General features: G+C 70.4%; 15 protein-coding genes. 1 reads left to right on the top strand and 14 read right to left on the bottom strand.

Features of this window, described 5'->3' with window-relative positions; translation table 11 throughout:
* Positions 1-124 precede the first annotated feature (124 nt).
* The 8 genes from AC156L_RS33035 to AC156L_RS33070 form a co-directional block, all read right to left on the bottom strand.
* Positions 125-409: a hypothetical protein gene (locus AC156L_RS33035; RefSeq protein ID WP_330878619.1), complete on the bottom strand. Its 285-nt coding sequence runs from the start codon at positions 407-409 to the stop codon at positions 125-127.
* Between the two features lie 447 nt (positions 410-856).
* On the bottom strand, positions 857-2,224 hold the full coding sequence (locus tag AC156L_RS33040) for a GH1 family beta-glucosidase (protein WP_330878620.1): 1,368 nt from the start codon (positions 2,222-2,224) through the stop codon (positions 857-859).
* Complete coding sequence (locus AC156L_RS33045; RefSeq protein ID WP_330878621.1) at positions 2,221-3,249, bottom strand: ABC transporter ATP-binding protein; 1,029 nt, start codon at positions 3,247-3,249, stop codon at positions 2,221-2,223. Before AC156L_RS33045 ends, AC156L_RS33040 begins: the two co-directional genes overlap by 4 nt.
* Positions 3,246-4,139 carry an ABC transporter permease gene (locus AC156L_RS33050; RefSeq protein ID WP_330878622.1) on the bottom strand — a complete coding sequence of 298 codons (894 nt, stop codon included), beginning with the start codon at positions 4,137-4,139 and terminating at the stop codon, positions 3,246-3,248. Before AC156L_RS33050 ends, AC156L_RS33045 begins: the two co-directional genes overlap by 4 nt.
* 2 nt (positions 4,140-4,141) lie before the next feature.
* Complete coding sequence (locus AC156L_RS33055; protein WP_330878623.1) at positions 4,142-5,122, bottom strand: ABC transporter permease; 981 nt, start codon at positions 5,120-5,122, stop codon at positions 4,142-4,144.
* Positions 5,119-6,165, bottom strand: coding sequence for an ABC transporter ATP-binding protein (locus tag AC156L_RS33060; RefSeq protein WP_330878624.1), 1,047 nt, complete (start codon positions 6,163-6,165; stop codon positions 5,119-5,121). Before AC156L_RS33060 ends, AC156L_RS33055 begins: the two co-directional genes overlap by 4 nt.
* Positions 6,162-7,829 (bottom strand): ABC transporter substrate-binding protein, encoded by a 1,668-nt coding sequence (locus AC156L_RS33065; RefSeq protein WP_330878625.1) that lies wholly within the window; start codon positions 7,827-7,829, stop codon positions 6,162-6,164. The genes AC156L_RS33060 and AC156L_RS33065 overlap by 4 nt, the downstream gene beginning before the upstream one ends.
* 97 nt (positions 7,830-7,926) lie before the next feature.
* Positions 7,927-8,928 carry a LacI family DNA-binding transcriptional regulator gene (locus AC156L_RS33070; RefSeq protein ID WP_330878626.1) on the bottom strand — a complete coding sequence of 334 codons (1,002 nt, stop codon included), beginning with the start codon at positions 8,926-8,928 and terminating at the stop codon, positions 7,927-7,929.
* A gap of 203 nt (positions 8,929-9,131) precedes the next feature.
* Here AC156L_RS33070 and AC156L_RS33075 point away from each other — a divergent pair, with 203 nt between their 5' ends.
* Positions 9,132-9,674, top strand: a complete 543-nt coding sequence (locus tag AC156L_RS33075; RefSeq protein ID WP_330878627.1) for an MOSC domain-containing protein — start codon at positions 9,132-9,134, stop codon at positions 9,672-9,674.
* 144 nt (positions 9,675-9,818) lie between these two features.
* Here the strand turns inward: AC156L_RS33075 and AC156L_RS33080 are convergent, their stop codons facing one another.
* The 6 genes from AC156L_RS33080 to pcaH are packed head-to-tail and all read right to left on the bottom strand — an operon-like array spanning position 9,819 to position 14,332.
* Positions 9,819-10,589 carry an IclR family transcriptional regulator domain-containing protein gene (locus tag AC156L_RS33080; RefSeq protein WP_330878628.1) on the bottom strand — a complete coding sequence of 257 codons (771 nt, stop codon included), beginning with the start codon at positions 10,587-10,589 and terminating at the stop codon, positions 9,819-9,821.
* Complete coding sequence (gene pcaC, locus AC156L_RS33085) at positions 10,586-10,954, bottom strand: 4-carboxymuconolactone decarboxylase (RefSeq protein ID WP_330878629.1); 369 nt, start codon at positions 10,952-10,954, stop codon at positions 10,586-10,588. Before pcaC ends, AC156L_RS33080 begins: the two co-directional genes overlap by 4 nt.
* The gene (pcaD, locus tag AC156L_RS33090; protein WP_330878630.1) at positions 10,954-11,724 is read right to left on the bottom strand and encodes a 3-oxoadipate enol-lactonase; all 771 of its coding nucleotides are present in this window, start codon (positions 11,722-11,724) and stop codon (positions 10,954-10,956) included. The genes pcaC and pcaD overlap by 1 nt, the downstream gene beginning before the upstream one ends.
* Entirely contained in the window at positions 11,721-13,073 is a 1,353-nt protein-coding gene (pcaB, locus tag AC156L_RS33095; RefSeq protein WP_330878631.1) for a 3-carboxy-cis,cis-muconate cycloisomerase, read from the bottom strand. Before pcaB ends, pcaD begins: the two co-directional genes overlap by 4 nt.
* A complete protein-coding gene (gene pcaG, locus AC156L_RS33100) occupies positions 13,048-13,608 on the bottom strand; it encodes a protocatechuate 3,4-dioxygenase subunit alpha (RefSeq protein ID WP_330878632.1) in 561 nt (186 codons plus the stop codon). The genes pcaB and pcaG overlap by 26 nt, the downstream gene beginning before the upstream one ends.
* Positions 13,601-14,332: a protocatechuate 3,4-dioxygenase subunit beta gene (gene pcaH, locus AC156L_RS33105; protein ID WP_330878633.1), complete on the bottom strand. Its 732-nt coding sequence runs from the start codon at positions 14,330-14,332 to the stop codon at positions 13,601-13,603. The genes pcaG and pcaH overlap by 8 nt, the downstream gene beginning before the upstream one ends.
* Between the last annotated feature and the right edge of the window lie 5 nt (positions 14,333-14,337).

The following is a 14,337-nucleotide window of genomic DNA, read 5'->3' on the forward strand; positions in this document are numbered from 1 at the left end:
ACTTAACTTAGGCGATACTCAACCGGCTACTGGCGTGACGTGATCTGCGCCGCTCTGAACCTAGCCTGCCCTAACCTGTGGTGGGAAGCCCTTTCGCCTCAGACCGGCCGCTCGTCGATCACCCTCAGCGACTTCCCGGTGCGCGGGTTGGCGGCCGGTTCCGCCCGGTCGACCGCGACCGCAGGCGCACCCCCTGCCGGACCTGATCGGCGAACCGGGGGCCGATCCCGTCCACCCCGGTGGCGATGACCTGCTCGATCGCCGCGCGGCCGGTGGCATCGCACGCCAGCCGCAGCACCAGTTCGCCCAGCGCGCCCCGGCGCCGCAGCACCACCCGGAACCCCGCGAAGCGGTGTCCCCGCGTCGCGGCGTCGACCACGGTCCGCAACGGGTCGAGGTGCAGGGTCACGCACCCCCTCCCCGGCCCGTCCCAGCAAGCGGAACGCGCCCGCGTCGAATTCCACCCATTCGGCCAAGTCCCCAACGGGGTACCGCGGCACCGGGAGCAGTCCGCGGGTCAGGTCGGCGACCAGCAGCCCGCCCGGTTCGTCCGGTTCCCCGATCGGCCCGCCGGGCCGGAAGGCCCGCACCAGGACGTCGTGGCCGAGCCCGTGTCCCGCCTCCACGCGCAGCACGAGCCGACCGAGGTCGCCGACCGTAGCGGTCCGAGCGGACGCACGCGACCACTCCGACACGGACCCCCTCCGCCACCCCGATCCGAAGCGCCCTCCTCTTCGAGACAATCGCGCGAGCGGGGTGTCGGAGCACCCACACCCACCCCGCACCCACGACCCCCCGAACGCACACCGCCCGGCGGACCGAAGTCCACCGGGCGGCGATCACCGAACGAGCGTCCCTACTTCTCCCTGGTGCTCGCGATCGTGTCGCGGTACCACTCAGCGGACCGCTTCAACGTCCGCACCTGCGTGTCGTAGTCGACCCGCACGATCCCGAACCGCTTGTCGTACCCGTACGCCCACTCGAAGTTGTCCATGAGCGACCACGCGAAGTACCCGCGCACGTCAGCGCCCTGCGCCACGGCCCTGCCCACGGCGGCGATGTGGTCGCTGATGTAGGACAGGCGGTCCTCGTCGTCCACCACGCCGTCGGTGTCGACGGAGTCGTCGAACGCCGCACCGTTCTCCGTGATCACCATCGGCAGGCCGGGGTAGTCCTTCGAGATCCGCACGAGCAGCTGCGTGAACCCCTCCGGCACGATCTCCCAGTCCATCGCCGTCACGGGCCGGTTCTGCGACACCGCCACGGGCGCGTGCGGCTCCTCACCGCCCTCGAACACGTGCGACGAGTAGTAGTTCACGCCCAGCACGTCGATCGGCGTGGAGATGATCTCCAGGTCACCCGGCTCGACGGGCAGCAGCGCCCCGCGGGCCTCGATGTCCGCCACGACGTCCTCGGGGTAGTGCCCCTTCACCAGCGGGTCGAGGTAGATCCGCGTGCCGAGGCCGTCCGCGCGGCGAGCGGCGTCGACGTCCTCGGGCTTGTCCGAGGCGGGCGAGGCCGTCCCCATGTTCAGCGTGATGCCCAGCTCGATCGGCTCCGCGGCGGCGGCGCGCAGCGCCTGCCCCGCCAACCCGTGGCCCAGCAGCAGGTGGTGCACGGCCCGCATCGACGCGCCGAAGTTCTGGATGCCCGGCGCGTGCTTGCCCTGGTCGTACCCGAGCATCGCCGAGCACCACGGCTCGTTCAGCGTCGTCCACGTCTTGACGCGGTCACCGAGACCCGCGTGCACGAGCGACGCGTACTCCGCGAACCGGTAGGCCGTGTCGCGCTCCGGCCAGCCGCCCGCGTCCTCCAGCTCCTGCGGCAGGTCCCAGTGGTACAGCGTGACCCACGGCTTGACGCCCTTCTCCAGCAGCTCGTCCACGAGCCGGGAGTAGAAGTCGAGGCCCTTGACGTTCACCGGGCCGCGACCGCCGGGCTGGACGCGCGGCCAGGAGATGGAGAACCGGTAGGAGTCGACACCCAGACCGGCGATCAGCTCCACGTCCTGCGGCATCCGGTGGTAGTGGTCGCACGCGACGTCGCCGTTCTCCTGCCGGATCACGGCTCCCGGCACGCGGCAGAAGGTGTCCCAGATGGACGGTGTGCGCCCGTCCTCGGCGACGGCTCCCTCGATCTGGTAGGCAGAAGTGGCCACTCCCCAGAGGAAGTTCGCCGGCAGCTCGGCGGTCGCTTCGGTGGCACGTTGCCCGACAATCGTCATGTCGCTCCAACTCCTGGATGTCCCGATAGGGAAGGGGTGTTCAGCCAGCAGGCGACGCTGCGGCTGCTGTCGCCGTTGGCGCCCGAGAGCTTTTCGAGGACCGGGATCTCCCGCTCGCACACGTCGAAAGCACTGGGGCACCGCGGGTGGAAGGGACAACCGGACGGCACTGTCCGCATGTCCGGCGGTGAGCCGGGGATACCGGTCAGCGGACGGCGAGGGCCGTGCAGCGCGGGGAACGACCCGAGCAGGCCCTTGCTGTACGGGTGGCTGGAGGCGCGGTACATGTCCTCCGAGGCCGCCTGTTCGACGATCCGGCCCGCGTACATGATCGCGATCCGGTCGGAGAACTCCACGAGCAGCGAGATGTCGTGGGTGATGAAGAGGACGGAGAAGCCCAGCTCCTCGCGGAGCCGCATCATCTGCTCCAGGATCTGCCGCTGCATCACCACGTCCAGCGCGGTGGTCGGCTCGTCCATGATGATGATCTCGGGGTCCAGGGCCAGCGCCATCGCGATCATCACGCGCTGGCGCATGCCGCCGGAGAGCTGGTGGGGGTAGCTGCCCAGCCGGTCGGCGGAGATGCCGACCAGCCGGAGCAGCTCCGCGCTGCGCTTGGTCCGCTGGGCGCGGGACATCTCCGGGCGGTGGGCCCGGTAGATGTCCTCCAGCTGCGCGGCCACCGTCGAGACGGGGTTGAGCGAGTTCATGGCGCCCTGGAACACGATGGCGATGTCGTTCCAGCGGAACGAGCGGAGCTGCTTCGGCGTCAGGCCGAGCACGTCCACCGGCTCCGGCTTGTCGCGGCCGTGGTGCAGCACCTCGCCGCCGGTGATGAGCCCCGGCGGCGGGAGCAGCCTGGTCATCGCGTAGGCGAGCGTGGACTTGCCGCTGCCGCTCTCCCCCGCGAGGCCGAGGACCTCGCCGCGGTTCAGCACGAGGTTCACCGAGCTGACCGCGTGCACCGCGCCCTCGCCCTGCCCGTAGTCGACCGAGAGGTCGCGGATCTCCAACACGGGGGTCACGACCGCCCGCCTTCCTGCCTCAGCACGGGCGTGAAACCGACGCGCATCTTGACCTTGCTGCCGCCGGCGGACGTCCGCAGCCGGGGGTTCACGTACTCGTCGATCCCGAAGTTGATCAGTGCGAGGGCGGTGCCCAGGAGGGCGATGCACAGACCGGCCGGGATGAACCACCACCACGCGCCCTGGGCGAGCGCCTGCGCGTTCTGGGCCCAGAACAGGATGGTGCCCCAGTTCCAGTTCGACACGCTCGCGACGCCGATGAACGACAGCGTGATCACCGACAGCACCGCGAAGATGACCGTGCCGACGAAGCTGGACGCGATGATCGCGGTCAGGTTCGGCATGACCTCGAACACGATGAGCCGCCACGTGCGCTCACCCGTCGCCCGCGCCGCCTCGACGTAGTCGCGCTGGCGCAGCGACAGCGTCTGGGCCCGCAGGATCCGGGCGCCCCACGCCCAGCCGGTCGCGCTGATCACGAAGGCGATCAGGAAGTCGCCCGCGTCCGGCAGGAACGAGGTCACGATGATGATCAGCGGCAGAGCGGGCACCACCAGGAAGATGTTGCTCAGCGCGGAGAGGAACTCGTCGGCCACACCGCCGAGGAACCCCGCGGTGACGCCGATGAGCACCGAGAGCAGCGTGGCGATGGCACCCGCCACGAGCCCGACGATCAGCACGCCCCTGGCCCCGACGAGCACCTGGGAGAAGATGTCCTGACCGGTCTGCGTCGTGCCGAACCAGTGCGCGCCGGACGGCGGCGACATGATGTCGCCGCTCATCGCGGACGGGTCGTACGGCGCGATCCACGAGCCCACGATCGCGATCAGGACGAAGAAACCCATGATCGACAGACCGGCGATCGTCTTGCCGTTCAAGGCAGACTTCATGATCAGGCCGCCTTTCGGGTGCGCGGGTCGAGGACCAGGTAGACGACGTCGGCGATCAGGTTCGCCACCAGCACCGCCATCGTGATGATGAGGAAGATGCCCTGCATCAGCGGGTAGTCCTTGGCGTTGACACCGGTGAAGAGCACGTAGCCGATGCCGGGGTAGGAGAACACCATCTCCACCAGCAGCGTGCCGCCGACGATGAAGCCCAGCGACAGCGCGAAACCGGAGATGCTGGGCAGCACCGCGTTGCGGGCGGCGTAGCCGAGCATGACGCGCTTCTCGGGCAGGCCCTTGGCGTGCGCGACGGTCACGTAGTCCTCGGAGGACACCGTCACCATCATGTTGCGCATGCCCAGGATCCAGCCCGCGATCGAGCTGATGAGCACGGTCAGCGCCGGCAGCACCGAGTAGTACAGCGCGCTGGAGATGAACTCCCAGCTGAAGCTCGGGATGAGGCCGGGCTCGTAGCCGCCCGCCGCCGGGAAGGCACCCCAGCTGACGGCGAACACGGAGATGGCGATCAGGCCGAGCCAGAAGTACGGGATGGCCGAGAAGAACGTGGTGATCGGCAGCAGCGAGTCGATCCACGAGCCGCGCTTCCAGCCCGCGTAGACACCGATCATGGTGCCCAGCACGAAGCTGATGATCGTGGTGACGCCCATGAGCGCGAGCGTCCACGGGATGCTCTGCGCGATCACCTCCGACACGGGGGTCGGGAAGTAGGTGAACGACAGACCCAGGTCGCCCTGGAACAGGTTCCCCCAGTACGTGACGTACTGCGAGAACATGCTCGACTCGGTGTCCAGCCCGAAGAGGACGTACAGCGAGGCGATGGCGTCCGTGCTCAGCCGACCCTGGAACCGGGCGATCATGGCCTGGACCGGGTCGCCGGGCAGCATGCGCGGGAGCATGAAGTTGATCGTGATCGCGGCCCAGGCCGTGACCAGGTAGAACAACGCCCGCCGGAGCAGGAACCTCATGCCCCGACCTCCACGGTGTCGCGACGCGGGTGCTCGTCCGAGGTCTCCGCGTCGTAGAGCCAGCAGGCCGCGTAGTGCGACTCGGTGAGGTCGAACCTCGGCGGGGTCGCGGTGCGGCACTTCTCCGCGGCGTACGGGCACCGCGGGGCGAAGCGGCAGCCCGGTGGCGGGCTGATCAGGCTGGGCGGCTCACCGGGGGCCGTGGTCACCGCGGGCACCCCGTTGTGCGACCGCTCCGGGTCCGGGGCGGACCTGATGAGCAGCTGCGTGTAGGGGTGGGCGGGCTCCTGGGTGACGGTCTCGCTGTCACCGCCCTCGATGACCTGGCCCGCGTACATCACCATCGTCGTGTCGGCGAAGTAGCGCGCCGACGCGATGTCGTGGGTGATGTACAGGATGGCCAGGTGGAGCCGTTCCTTCAGGTCCCGCAGCAGGTTCAGCACGCCGAGCCGGATCGACACGTCGAGCATCGACACCGGTTCGTCGGCCAGCAGGACCGTCGGGTCGGCGCCCAGCGCCCGCGCGATGGCCACGCGCTGGCGCTGGCCGCCCGACAACTCGTGCGGGTACTTGTCCAGGAAGCGCTCCGGAGGGGTGAGGTTGACCCGCTCCAGGAGCGAGGCCAACCCCTTCTCCAGCTCTTCTCCCTTGACCCGCCCGTGGTGCACCCGAAGTGCCCTCGTGAGGTGGTAGCGGATGGTGTGCACCGGGTTCAGCGACGCGAACGGGTCCTGGAAGATCATCTGGACCTGCTTGCAGTAAGCCCGGAACGACCTCCCCCGCTTCACCTTCGTGGGCACGTCGTTCAGAACGATATCGCCCGAGGTCAGCGGGTACAGCTGCGCGAGCAGCCTGGCCACGGTGGATTTTCCCGAGCCCGACTCGCCGACCAGCGCGGTCACGTGTCCCCTGCGCAGGTCGAACGAGACGTCGTCCACCGCGTGTACCGCGCGCGGCTGGCGGGTGAGCACTTGACGGCCCTTGCGAGCGACCGGGAAGTGCTTGGTGACACCACGTGCCGCCAGCACGACCTCGCCGGTCACGCGGTGGCCGGCTTCAAGCGGAGGACCACCTGCAGCGCGTTGGTCTGCGTCGGCTGCGGCGGCGCGTACGGGTCGGCCTCGGTGGGCCAGCCCACCCAGCTCTTCGTGCTGTACTCGGCACCCACCGGCGAGGAGACCAGCGGGATCGCCGGGACCTGCTCGACGAAGATCTTCTGGAGCAGGTCCAGGTTCGTCTTGCGGGCGGCGTCGTCCGGCGCGGAGGCGTAGGCGGCCAGCGCGGCGGTCGCGGCGGGGTCGTTGAAACGGCCCTGCGCGTTGGCGGCGGGCTCTCCGAGCGGCTTGCTGGCCGCGGCGTCCATGATGTTCTGGTAGCCCTCGAACGGCGTCGCGCCGCTGTTGGTCCAGTGCATCGTGGCGTCGAACGCGCCCGCGTTGAAGTCCGTCGTCCACTGGTCGACGGTCTGGGTCTTGACCTCGGCGGTGATGCCCAGCGCCTTGACGGCGTTCTTGATGATGTCGAGGTCGGTCAGGTAGTCGGACCAGCCCGCGGGGTCGGTCAGCGCGAAGGTAACCGGAGCACCGGACGGGTCCTTCAGCACGTCGCCGTCGAGCTTGTAGCCCGCCTCGGCCAGCAGCTTCTTGGCGCCCTCGACGTCGACCTTGGCGGTCTTGCCCTTGTACTCGGCGGCGATGAACGGGTCACCGGCCGGGCTGGGGATGCCCGTGACGTTGTCGACCTTCGGGAACAGCTTCGAGTGGCCCTGCTGGAAGATGACCTCGCGGTCGATCACCATGTTCAGCGCCTTGCGCAGCGCGACGTTGTTGAACGGCGCCTTCGCGGTGTTCAGCCACAGGGCGTGGATGCCGAGACCGGCGGGCATCCAGATCTTGTGGTTCTGCGGGTCCTTGTTCACGTACAGGGTCTCGAAGTTCGGCATGAACACGTAGGACCACTGCGCCGCACCGCTCGCGAGGGCGGTCGTCTGCGCGCTGTTGTCGTTGTACGACGTGTACTGGATCTCCGGAACCTTGGGGAGTTCCTGCCAGTAGCTGGTGCGCACCGACAGCGTGACCGTCTGCGGGGTGAAGGTCTTCAGCGTGTACGGGCCGGTGCCGACGGGCTTCTCGTTGGTGAAGGTCGTCGGGTCCGGCACGTCCTTCCAGATGTGCTCCGGCACGATGAACGAGTTGAGGATCTTGTTCTCGTTCACGAACTGGGGCTTGCTGAAGGTGATCTCGGCGGAGGTGTCGCTGACCTTGCTCGCGCCCGCGATCGGCAGCCCGTTGGTGTTGAGGGCCGACTTGTCCTTGAGCAGGTTGAACGTGTAGGCGACGTCACCCGCGGTGAAGGGCTTGTCGTCGTTCCACTTGACGTCGGCCCGCGTGGTGAGGGTGAGCTTCTGGTAGTTGTCGGCCCACTCCCACTTCTCGGCCAACCACGGCGTGCCCTTCTCGGACGGCGCGATGGGGTTGGTCTGGACGAGGGGCTCGTAGATCATGAAGCGGTAACCCAGCGACGCGCCCGCCGAGGTGGCGAGGAACGGGTTGCTGTTGTTCGTCTGCGGCCCGTTCGGCATGCCCACCGTCAGGACGCCGCTCGCGGCGGTCTTGGTGGCACCACCCGATGAACACGCAGCGGCCACGAGCGCGACGGCCATGGTGCCGATCAGCGCGAGTGTGGTCCTGCGGCGTATGCCTTGCATGGAATTCTCCCGGCGGGTTATGAGAGAGCGCTCTCAGGAAGGTAGAACGGGTGGCCCACCCTAAACAGCGGGCACGGTGGAAAACAGGGGTGTTGGCCTAGATCTGTGGAGCTGACTGTCGGACCACGAGCGAGGTCGGCAGCACGAGTGGTTTCTCCGGCAGCGCTTCGCCGCCGAAGTGGGAGAGCAGCATCCGCGCGGCCGCCACGCCCATCTCCTGCAACGGCTGCCGAACGGTGGTGAGCGAGGGCTCGGCGTGCGAGGCGATCGGCACGTCGTCGAACCCGACGACGGACACGTCGCCCGGCACGTCGCGGCCCGCTTTGCGCAGTGCGCGCAGCACACCCATCGCGGAGAGGTCGTTGTGCGCGAAGACGCCGTCGAACGGGATGCCCGCCGCCAGCAGCTTCTCGGTGGCCACCGTACCCCCGTCGGTGGTGAAGTCGCCGTCGACGACGAGACGGGGGTCGACGGACAGCCCGGCGGAGGCGAGGGCGTCGCGGAAGCCGTCGAGCCGTTCCCTGGTGCAGCCGAACTGCATCGGGCCCGTGACGACGGCGAACTTGGTCCGCCCCGCGGCGAGCAGGTGGCGCGCGGCGCCCTGCGCCCCCTCGCGGTTGGTGGTGGCAACCGAGGGGAACTGCGGGTGCGAGCCGCGGTCGTCGATCATGACGACCGGCAGGCCCTGCGCGTAGAGCGTGGCGATGTAGTTGAGGGTGTCCGGCGGCTCGATCACCAGCAGCCCGTCGAAGGCGTTGGCCGAGACGTGGCTGGCGAACTGGCTGAGCGAGTCGGGACCGCGGTTCACGGTGTAGAGCAGCAGGCCGTAGCCCTCGGCCTCCAGCGAGTCGACGACCCCCTGGAGCACCTCGCCCATCCACGGCCAGGTCAGCGACGGGGCCAGCATCCCGACGGTGCGCGCCCGGCCGCGAGCGAGTCCGACGGCCCGAGCGCTGGGCACGTAGCCGATCTCGTCGATCACCTGCCGGACCCGCTCCGCCGTGGTCACGTCCACATCGGGCTTGCCGTTCAGCACGCGGGACACAGTCGCCTTGCTCACCTGGGCGCGGAGGGCGACCTCGGCGATCGTGACCCGCATCTGGCACTCCCTCGTCATGCGGTCCGCTGTCGTCTGCTCCCCTCGCGGAACCGGTACCGAAACCGGTTCCGGGAGAGGTGTGGTGCAGTTAACATGGCCGAAACCCCAGGGGTCAATACCTCGTTCGGTAACGAAAAGGCGACGCACGGTCGACTACGTCAAACGGCCGCTGGCCTGCGGCGGACATGGGTAGGGTCGCCTCCATGGGGATTGTCGAAGCGGTCAGCCGCAGCTCGGAGTACACGTTCACGAAGCCCACCCGAACCGAAATCCGCTTGCTCGCGGGCCTCGGCGTCGAGGGTGACGTCCACCAGGGCACGACGGTCAAGCACCGGTCGCGGATGCGGCGCGACCCGTCCGCGCCGAACCTCCGCCAGGTCCACCTGATCCACGGCGAGCTCCAGGACGAGCTGCGCGCCGCCGGGTTCGAGGAGGTGCGGCCCGGATCGGTGGGCGAGAACGTCACCACGCGGGGTGTCGACCTGCTCGGCCTGCCGACCGGCACCCGGCTCCACCTGGGCGGGGAGGCCGTCGTCGAGGTGACCGGACTGCGGAACCCGTGCGCGCAGCTCGACGGGTTCCACAAGGGACTCATGAAGGCCGTGCTGGACCGGGACGCCGAGGGCAACCTGGTCCGCAGGGCGGGGGTGATGGCGGTCGTGCTGGTCGGCGGCCCGGTCCGACCCGGCGACGCCATCCGGGTGGAACTGCCCGCCGAGCCGCACAGCGCGCTGGAACCGGTGTAGTGCTCCTACCGATGGGAGCGCTCTCACGGTAACCACGTCCATGGGCACCTCTTCGTGAACTCGGGTGCTGGAAAGGTGCCACGGGTCACAGGCCTCGGTCAATGGGAGCGCTCTCACGGTTAGGTCACGGTCGTGACGACGGCGTTACCGGCAGAAGTCGACCTCGATGGCCCGAGCCGTCGAAGTCAAGTGCGGCAACAGGTCCTCGCGGATGGTCGCGGCGTCGCCCCGACCGACGTGCGCGGAGAGGTTGACCGCGGCGACGACGCGGCCGTCGGCCCGGCGGATGGGCACGGCGATGGACCGCAGCCCCTCCTCCAGCTCCTCGTCCACGAGGGACCACCCCTGCTCCCGGACCACCCGCAGCTCCTCGCGCAGCGCCTCCGGGTCGACGATCGTGTTGCGGGTCAACGGTCGCAGCCGCGCCGACGCGAGGTAGGAGTCCAGCCACTCCCCCGGACGGCCCGCGAGCAGCACCCGGCCCATCGCCGTGGCGTAGGCCGGGAACCGGGTGCCGACGCTGATCGACACCGCCATGATCCGCTTGGTCGGCACGCGCGCCACGTACACCACGTCCCCGTCGTCCAGGACCGACACCGACGACGACTCGTGGACGGTGGCGACGAGGTTCTCCAGGTGGGGCAGGGCGATCTCGGGCAGGCCGAGCCCGGACAGGTAGGCGTAGCCGAGCTCCAACACCTTGGGGCGCAACGTGAACAGCCGCCCGTCGGTGCGGACGTAGTCCAGCTCGACCAGGGTGCGCAGGAACCGCCGGGCGGCGGCGCGGGTCAGCCCGGTCCTGCGCGCCACCTCGCTCAGCGTCAGCTCGGGGTGCCCGGCGTCGAACGCCCTGATGACCGCGAGGCCCCGCTCCAGCGACCGCACGAAGTCGGCGGAGCGCCCCGTCCCGGTCACGGCTCCAACGTGGCGAACGTCCGCTGCGCCACGGCGAACGCGCGGTTGGCGGCGGGCACCCCCGCGTAGACGGCGACCTGGAGCAGCACCTCGCCGATCTCCTCGCGGGTGAGCCCGTTGCGCAGCGCGGCCTTCACGTGCATCGCCAGTTCGTCGTCGTGGTGCAGGGTCGCGAGCACGGCCAACGTGATGCACGACCGGGTCCTGCGGTCCAGCCCCGGCCGGGTCCACACCTCTCCCCACGCGTAGCGGGTGATCAGCTCCTGGAAGTCGGCGGTGAACTCGTCGGTGCGCTCCACCGCGCGGTCGACGTGCTCGTCGCCGAGGACCTCCCGGCGGACCGCCATGCCCTCCTCGAAGGACATCAGCGGGCCCCCGCGGTGGTCAGGTGCCCGTGCAGGATCACCGAGACGGCGTCGGCCGCCTCGACGTTGGCCAGGTGGGCCGCGTCGCCGACGATGTACAGCTCCGCGTCCGGGATCGCCTCGGCGATCACCCGCAGGAACTCCGGCGGCGTCGCCTCGTCCTGCGCCCCGGCGATCACCGCGGTCGGCGCCTGGATCGCGGGCAGCAGCGGCGTGAGGTCCATCGTCGCGAGGGCGTCGCAGATCCCGGCGTAGCTCTCCCGGTCGACAGCCGAGAGCCCGTCGCGGTAGTCCGCCACGAGTTCGGGATCGCGTTCGGCCATGCCGTGGGTGAACCACCGGCCGACGACCGCCTCGGCGATGGCCGCCGTCCCGTACGCCCGCACGGTCGCCGCGCGGTCGAGCCACGGCCGCGGCGACGGGAACGACGCGGTCGTGCAGCACAGCGCCAGCCGGTCGACCCGCTCCGGCGCGCGGGCGGCGAGCCACATGCCGATCATGCCTCCGAGCGACAGCCCGCAGTAGGAGAACCGTTCCACGCCAAGGGAGTCCGCCAGGTCCAGGACGTCGTCGCCCAGCTCGTCGATGGTGAACGGTCCGGTGGCGGTGGGGCTGCCGCCGTGCCCGCGGTGGTCGTAGCGGAGCACCCGGAAGAACTCGTGCAGCACGGGGAGCTGCGGCTCCCAGAGCGAGGAGGTCGTGCCGAGTGAACTACCCAGCACGAGAACGGGGGCGTTCTCCGGTCCGCTCAGTTCGTAGTGCAGTCTCACCGCTCCGCCTTTCGTTGGTGTGCGGTCAGCGCGCGGTCCACGAACGCGGCCGCGCTGCCGACGTACCCCGACGGGTCAAGTGCCTCATCAATCTGCGCGGTTGACAAGTGCTCCAAGACCCTGTTGTCGGCGGCGAGAGCGTCCCCCAGTTCGACCCCGCCCGCCACCGCGGCGCGGCAGACCTCGGCGACGAGGTCCTGCGCCGCGGCGCGCCCGAGCGCGGGTGCGAGCCTCGTCGACACGTTCTCCGCGAGCGGGAGGCCCCCGGTGAGGTCCAGGTTGCGGCGCATCACGTCGGGGTGGACCTCCAGGCGCTCCAGCAGCTCGCGCGTCCCGTGCACGGCTCCGCCGACGAGCCGGAGCAGGTCGGTGGACGTCTCCCACTCGGCGTGCCAGGCCCCGGCGGCGCGCTCGTGCTCGTGCGCCATCGACGCCAGCACCGTCGCGACCAGTCCGGGCACCCGGCGGGTCGCCGCCGTCACCAGCACCGCCCGGACGGGGTTCCGCTTGTGCGGCATGGCCGACGACGTGCCGCCGTCGGCCTCGGTCACCTCGGCCACCTCGGTCTGCGCCATCAGCAGGACGTCCTGCGCGATCTTCGCCAGGACGCCGGCCGCGGACCCGAGTGCGCCCGCCAGTTCGGCGAAGCGGGTGCGGTCGGTGTGCCACGGGAGCACGGGCGCCACCAGGCCCAGCTCGTCGGCGAGCCGCTCCACCAGCGGCGCGCCCGCGTCACCGAGCGGGGCCAGCGTGCCCGCCGCTCCCCCGAACTGCACCGCCAGGCGTTCGGCGCGCACCGCGTCGAGCCGGTCGCGCACCTCGTCCACGGCGACCAGCCAGCCCGCGCACTTGAGCCCGAACGTGGTCGGCACGGCCTGCTGCGTCAGCGTCCGCCCGGCGATCAGCGTGTCGCGGTGCCGGACCGCCAGCCGCTCGCACTCGTCCGCGACGCCGGCGAGCCCGTCCAGGATCGGCCGCAGCGCCCGGAACGCGACCAGCGACGCCGCGGTGTCCAGCACGTCCTGGCTCGTCGCGCCGTGGTGCACGTACGCCCGCGCCGACGGGGGCACCACGTCGACGAGGTCGCGCACCAGCGGCACGACCGGGTTGCCGGACGCCGTGGCGCGGGCGCCCAGCGACACCGGGTCGAGCACGGCGGAGTCGATCGCCGCCACGACGGCGCGGGCGGCGTCGAGCGGCACGAGCCCCGCTCGCGACTGCACGACGACGAGCGCGCGCTCGAAGTCGAGCATGGCGCGCAGCCACGCCCGGTCGCCCAGCTCCGCGTCGACGATCGGGTCGCCGAACAGCGGGCGGAACAGCTCAGAGGTCGAAGAAGACGGTTTCATCGTCGCCCTGGAGGTGGATGTCGAAGCGGTAGCCGAACGGGGTGGGCTCCGCGACGAGGGTCCGGCGCCGCTCCGGGTCGCGGATCGAGGCGAGCACCGGGTCGTCGGCGTTGGCAGGCTCGTCGGCGAAGTAGATCCGGGTCACCAGCCGCACCAGCAGACCCCGGCAGAACACCGACACGTTGAGGTGCGGCGCCTGCTCGCCGTCCTCCCACGGCAGGGGGCCGGGCTTGGCGGTGCGGAAGCGGAACCGGCCGCCCTCGTCGGTCGGGCACCGGCCGAAGCCGCGGAAACCGGGGCGCGCCACCGCTCCGCGCGGGTCGTCCGGGTGGTCGAACCGGCCGTCCGGGTCGGCCTGCCAGACCTCGATCAACGCGTCCGGCACCGGGTCGCCCGCACCGTCGAACACCTCGCCGACGAGGTCGAACGCGCCGGGCGTGCCCTCGTCGACGACGAGGTGGCCGTCCTCCCACGGCAGGCCGATCGCGAAGAACGGCCCCACCGTCTGGGACGGCGTGGTGCGCTGGTCACTCATCGTCGTGGTCCTCCTCGTCCTCGAACGGCGTCGGGTCGGTGCCGCGCAGGACGATGTCCCAGCGGTAGCCCAGCGCCCACTCGGGGACCGTGCTGTCGAGGTCGAAGTCGGCGACCATCGCCCTGCGCGCCGCGGGCCTGGCCGAGTTGAAGATCGGGTCCTGGTCGAACAGCGGGTCGCCGGGGAAGTACATCTGGGTGATCAGCCGCTGGGTGAACGCGGTGCCGAACACCGAGAAGTGGATGTGCGCCGGGCGCCAGGCGTTGTGGTGGTTCCTCCACGGGTACGCGCCGGGCGCGATGGTGATGAACCGGTAGTTGCCGTCGCCGTCGGTCAGTGCGCGGCCGACGCCGGAGAAGTTGGGGTCCAGCGGGGCCGGGTGGCGGTCCAGGTCGTGCCGGTACCGGCCGCCCGCGTTGGCCTGCCAGATCTCCACGAGGGTGTTCGGGATCGGCCGCCCGTCGCCGTCCTTGACCTTGCCGGTCACGATGATCCGCTGCCCCAGCGGCTCCTCGGGGTGCTGGACGGTGAGGTCGTGGTCGGTGCGGCCCACGCGGCCCTCGCCCAGCAGCGGGCCGGTGATCTCGCCGAGGCGCTGGGGCAGCAGGACGAGCGGCTGCTTCGGGGCGCGGGCGACGTTCGACCGGTAGTCCGGGTAGGACACCGGCGGGTGCGATTCGGGGTCCGGCCGGTAGTGCGCCAGGCGCTTGGTGTCGGCGGGCACTGCTA

Source organism: Umezawaea sp. (assembly GCF_057122925.1).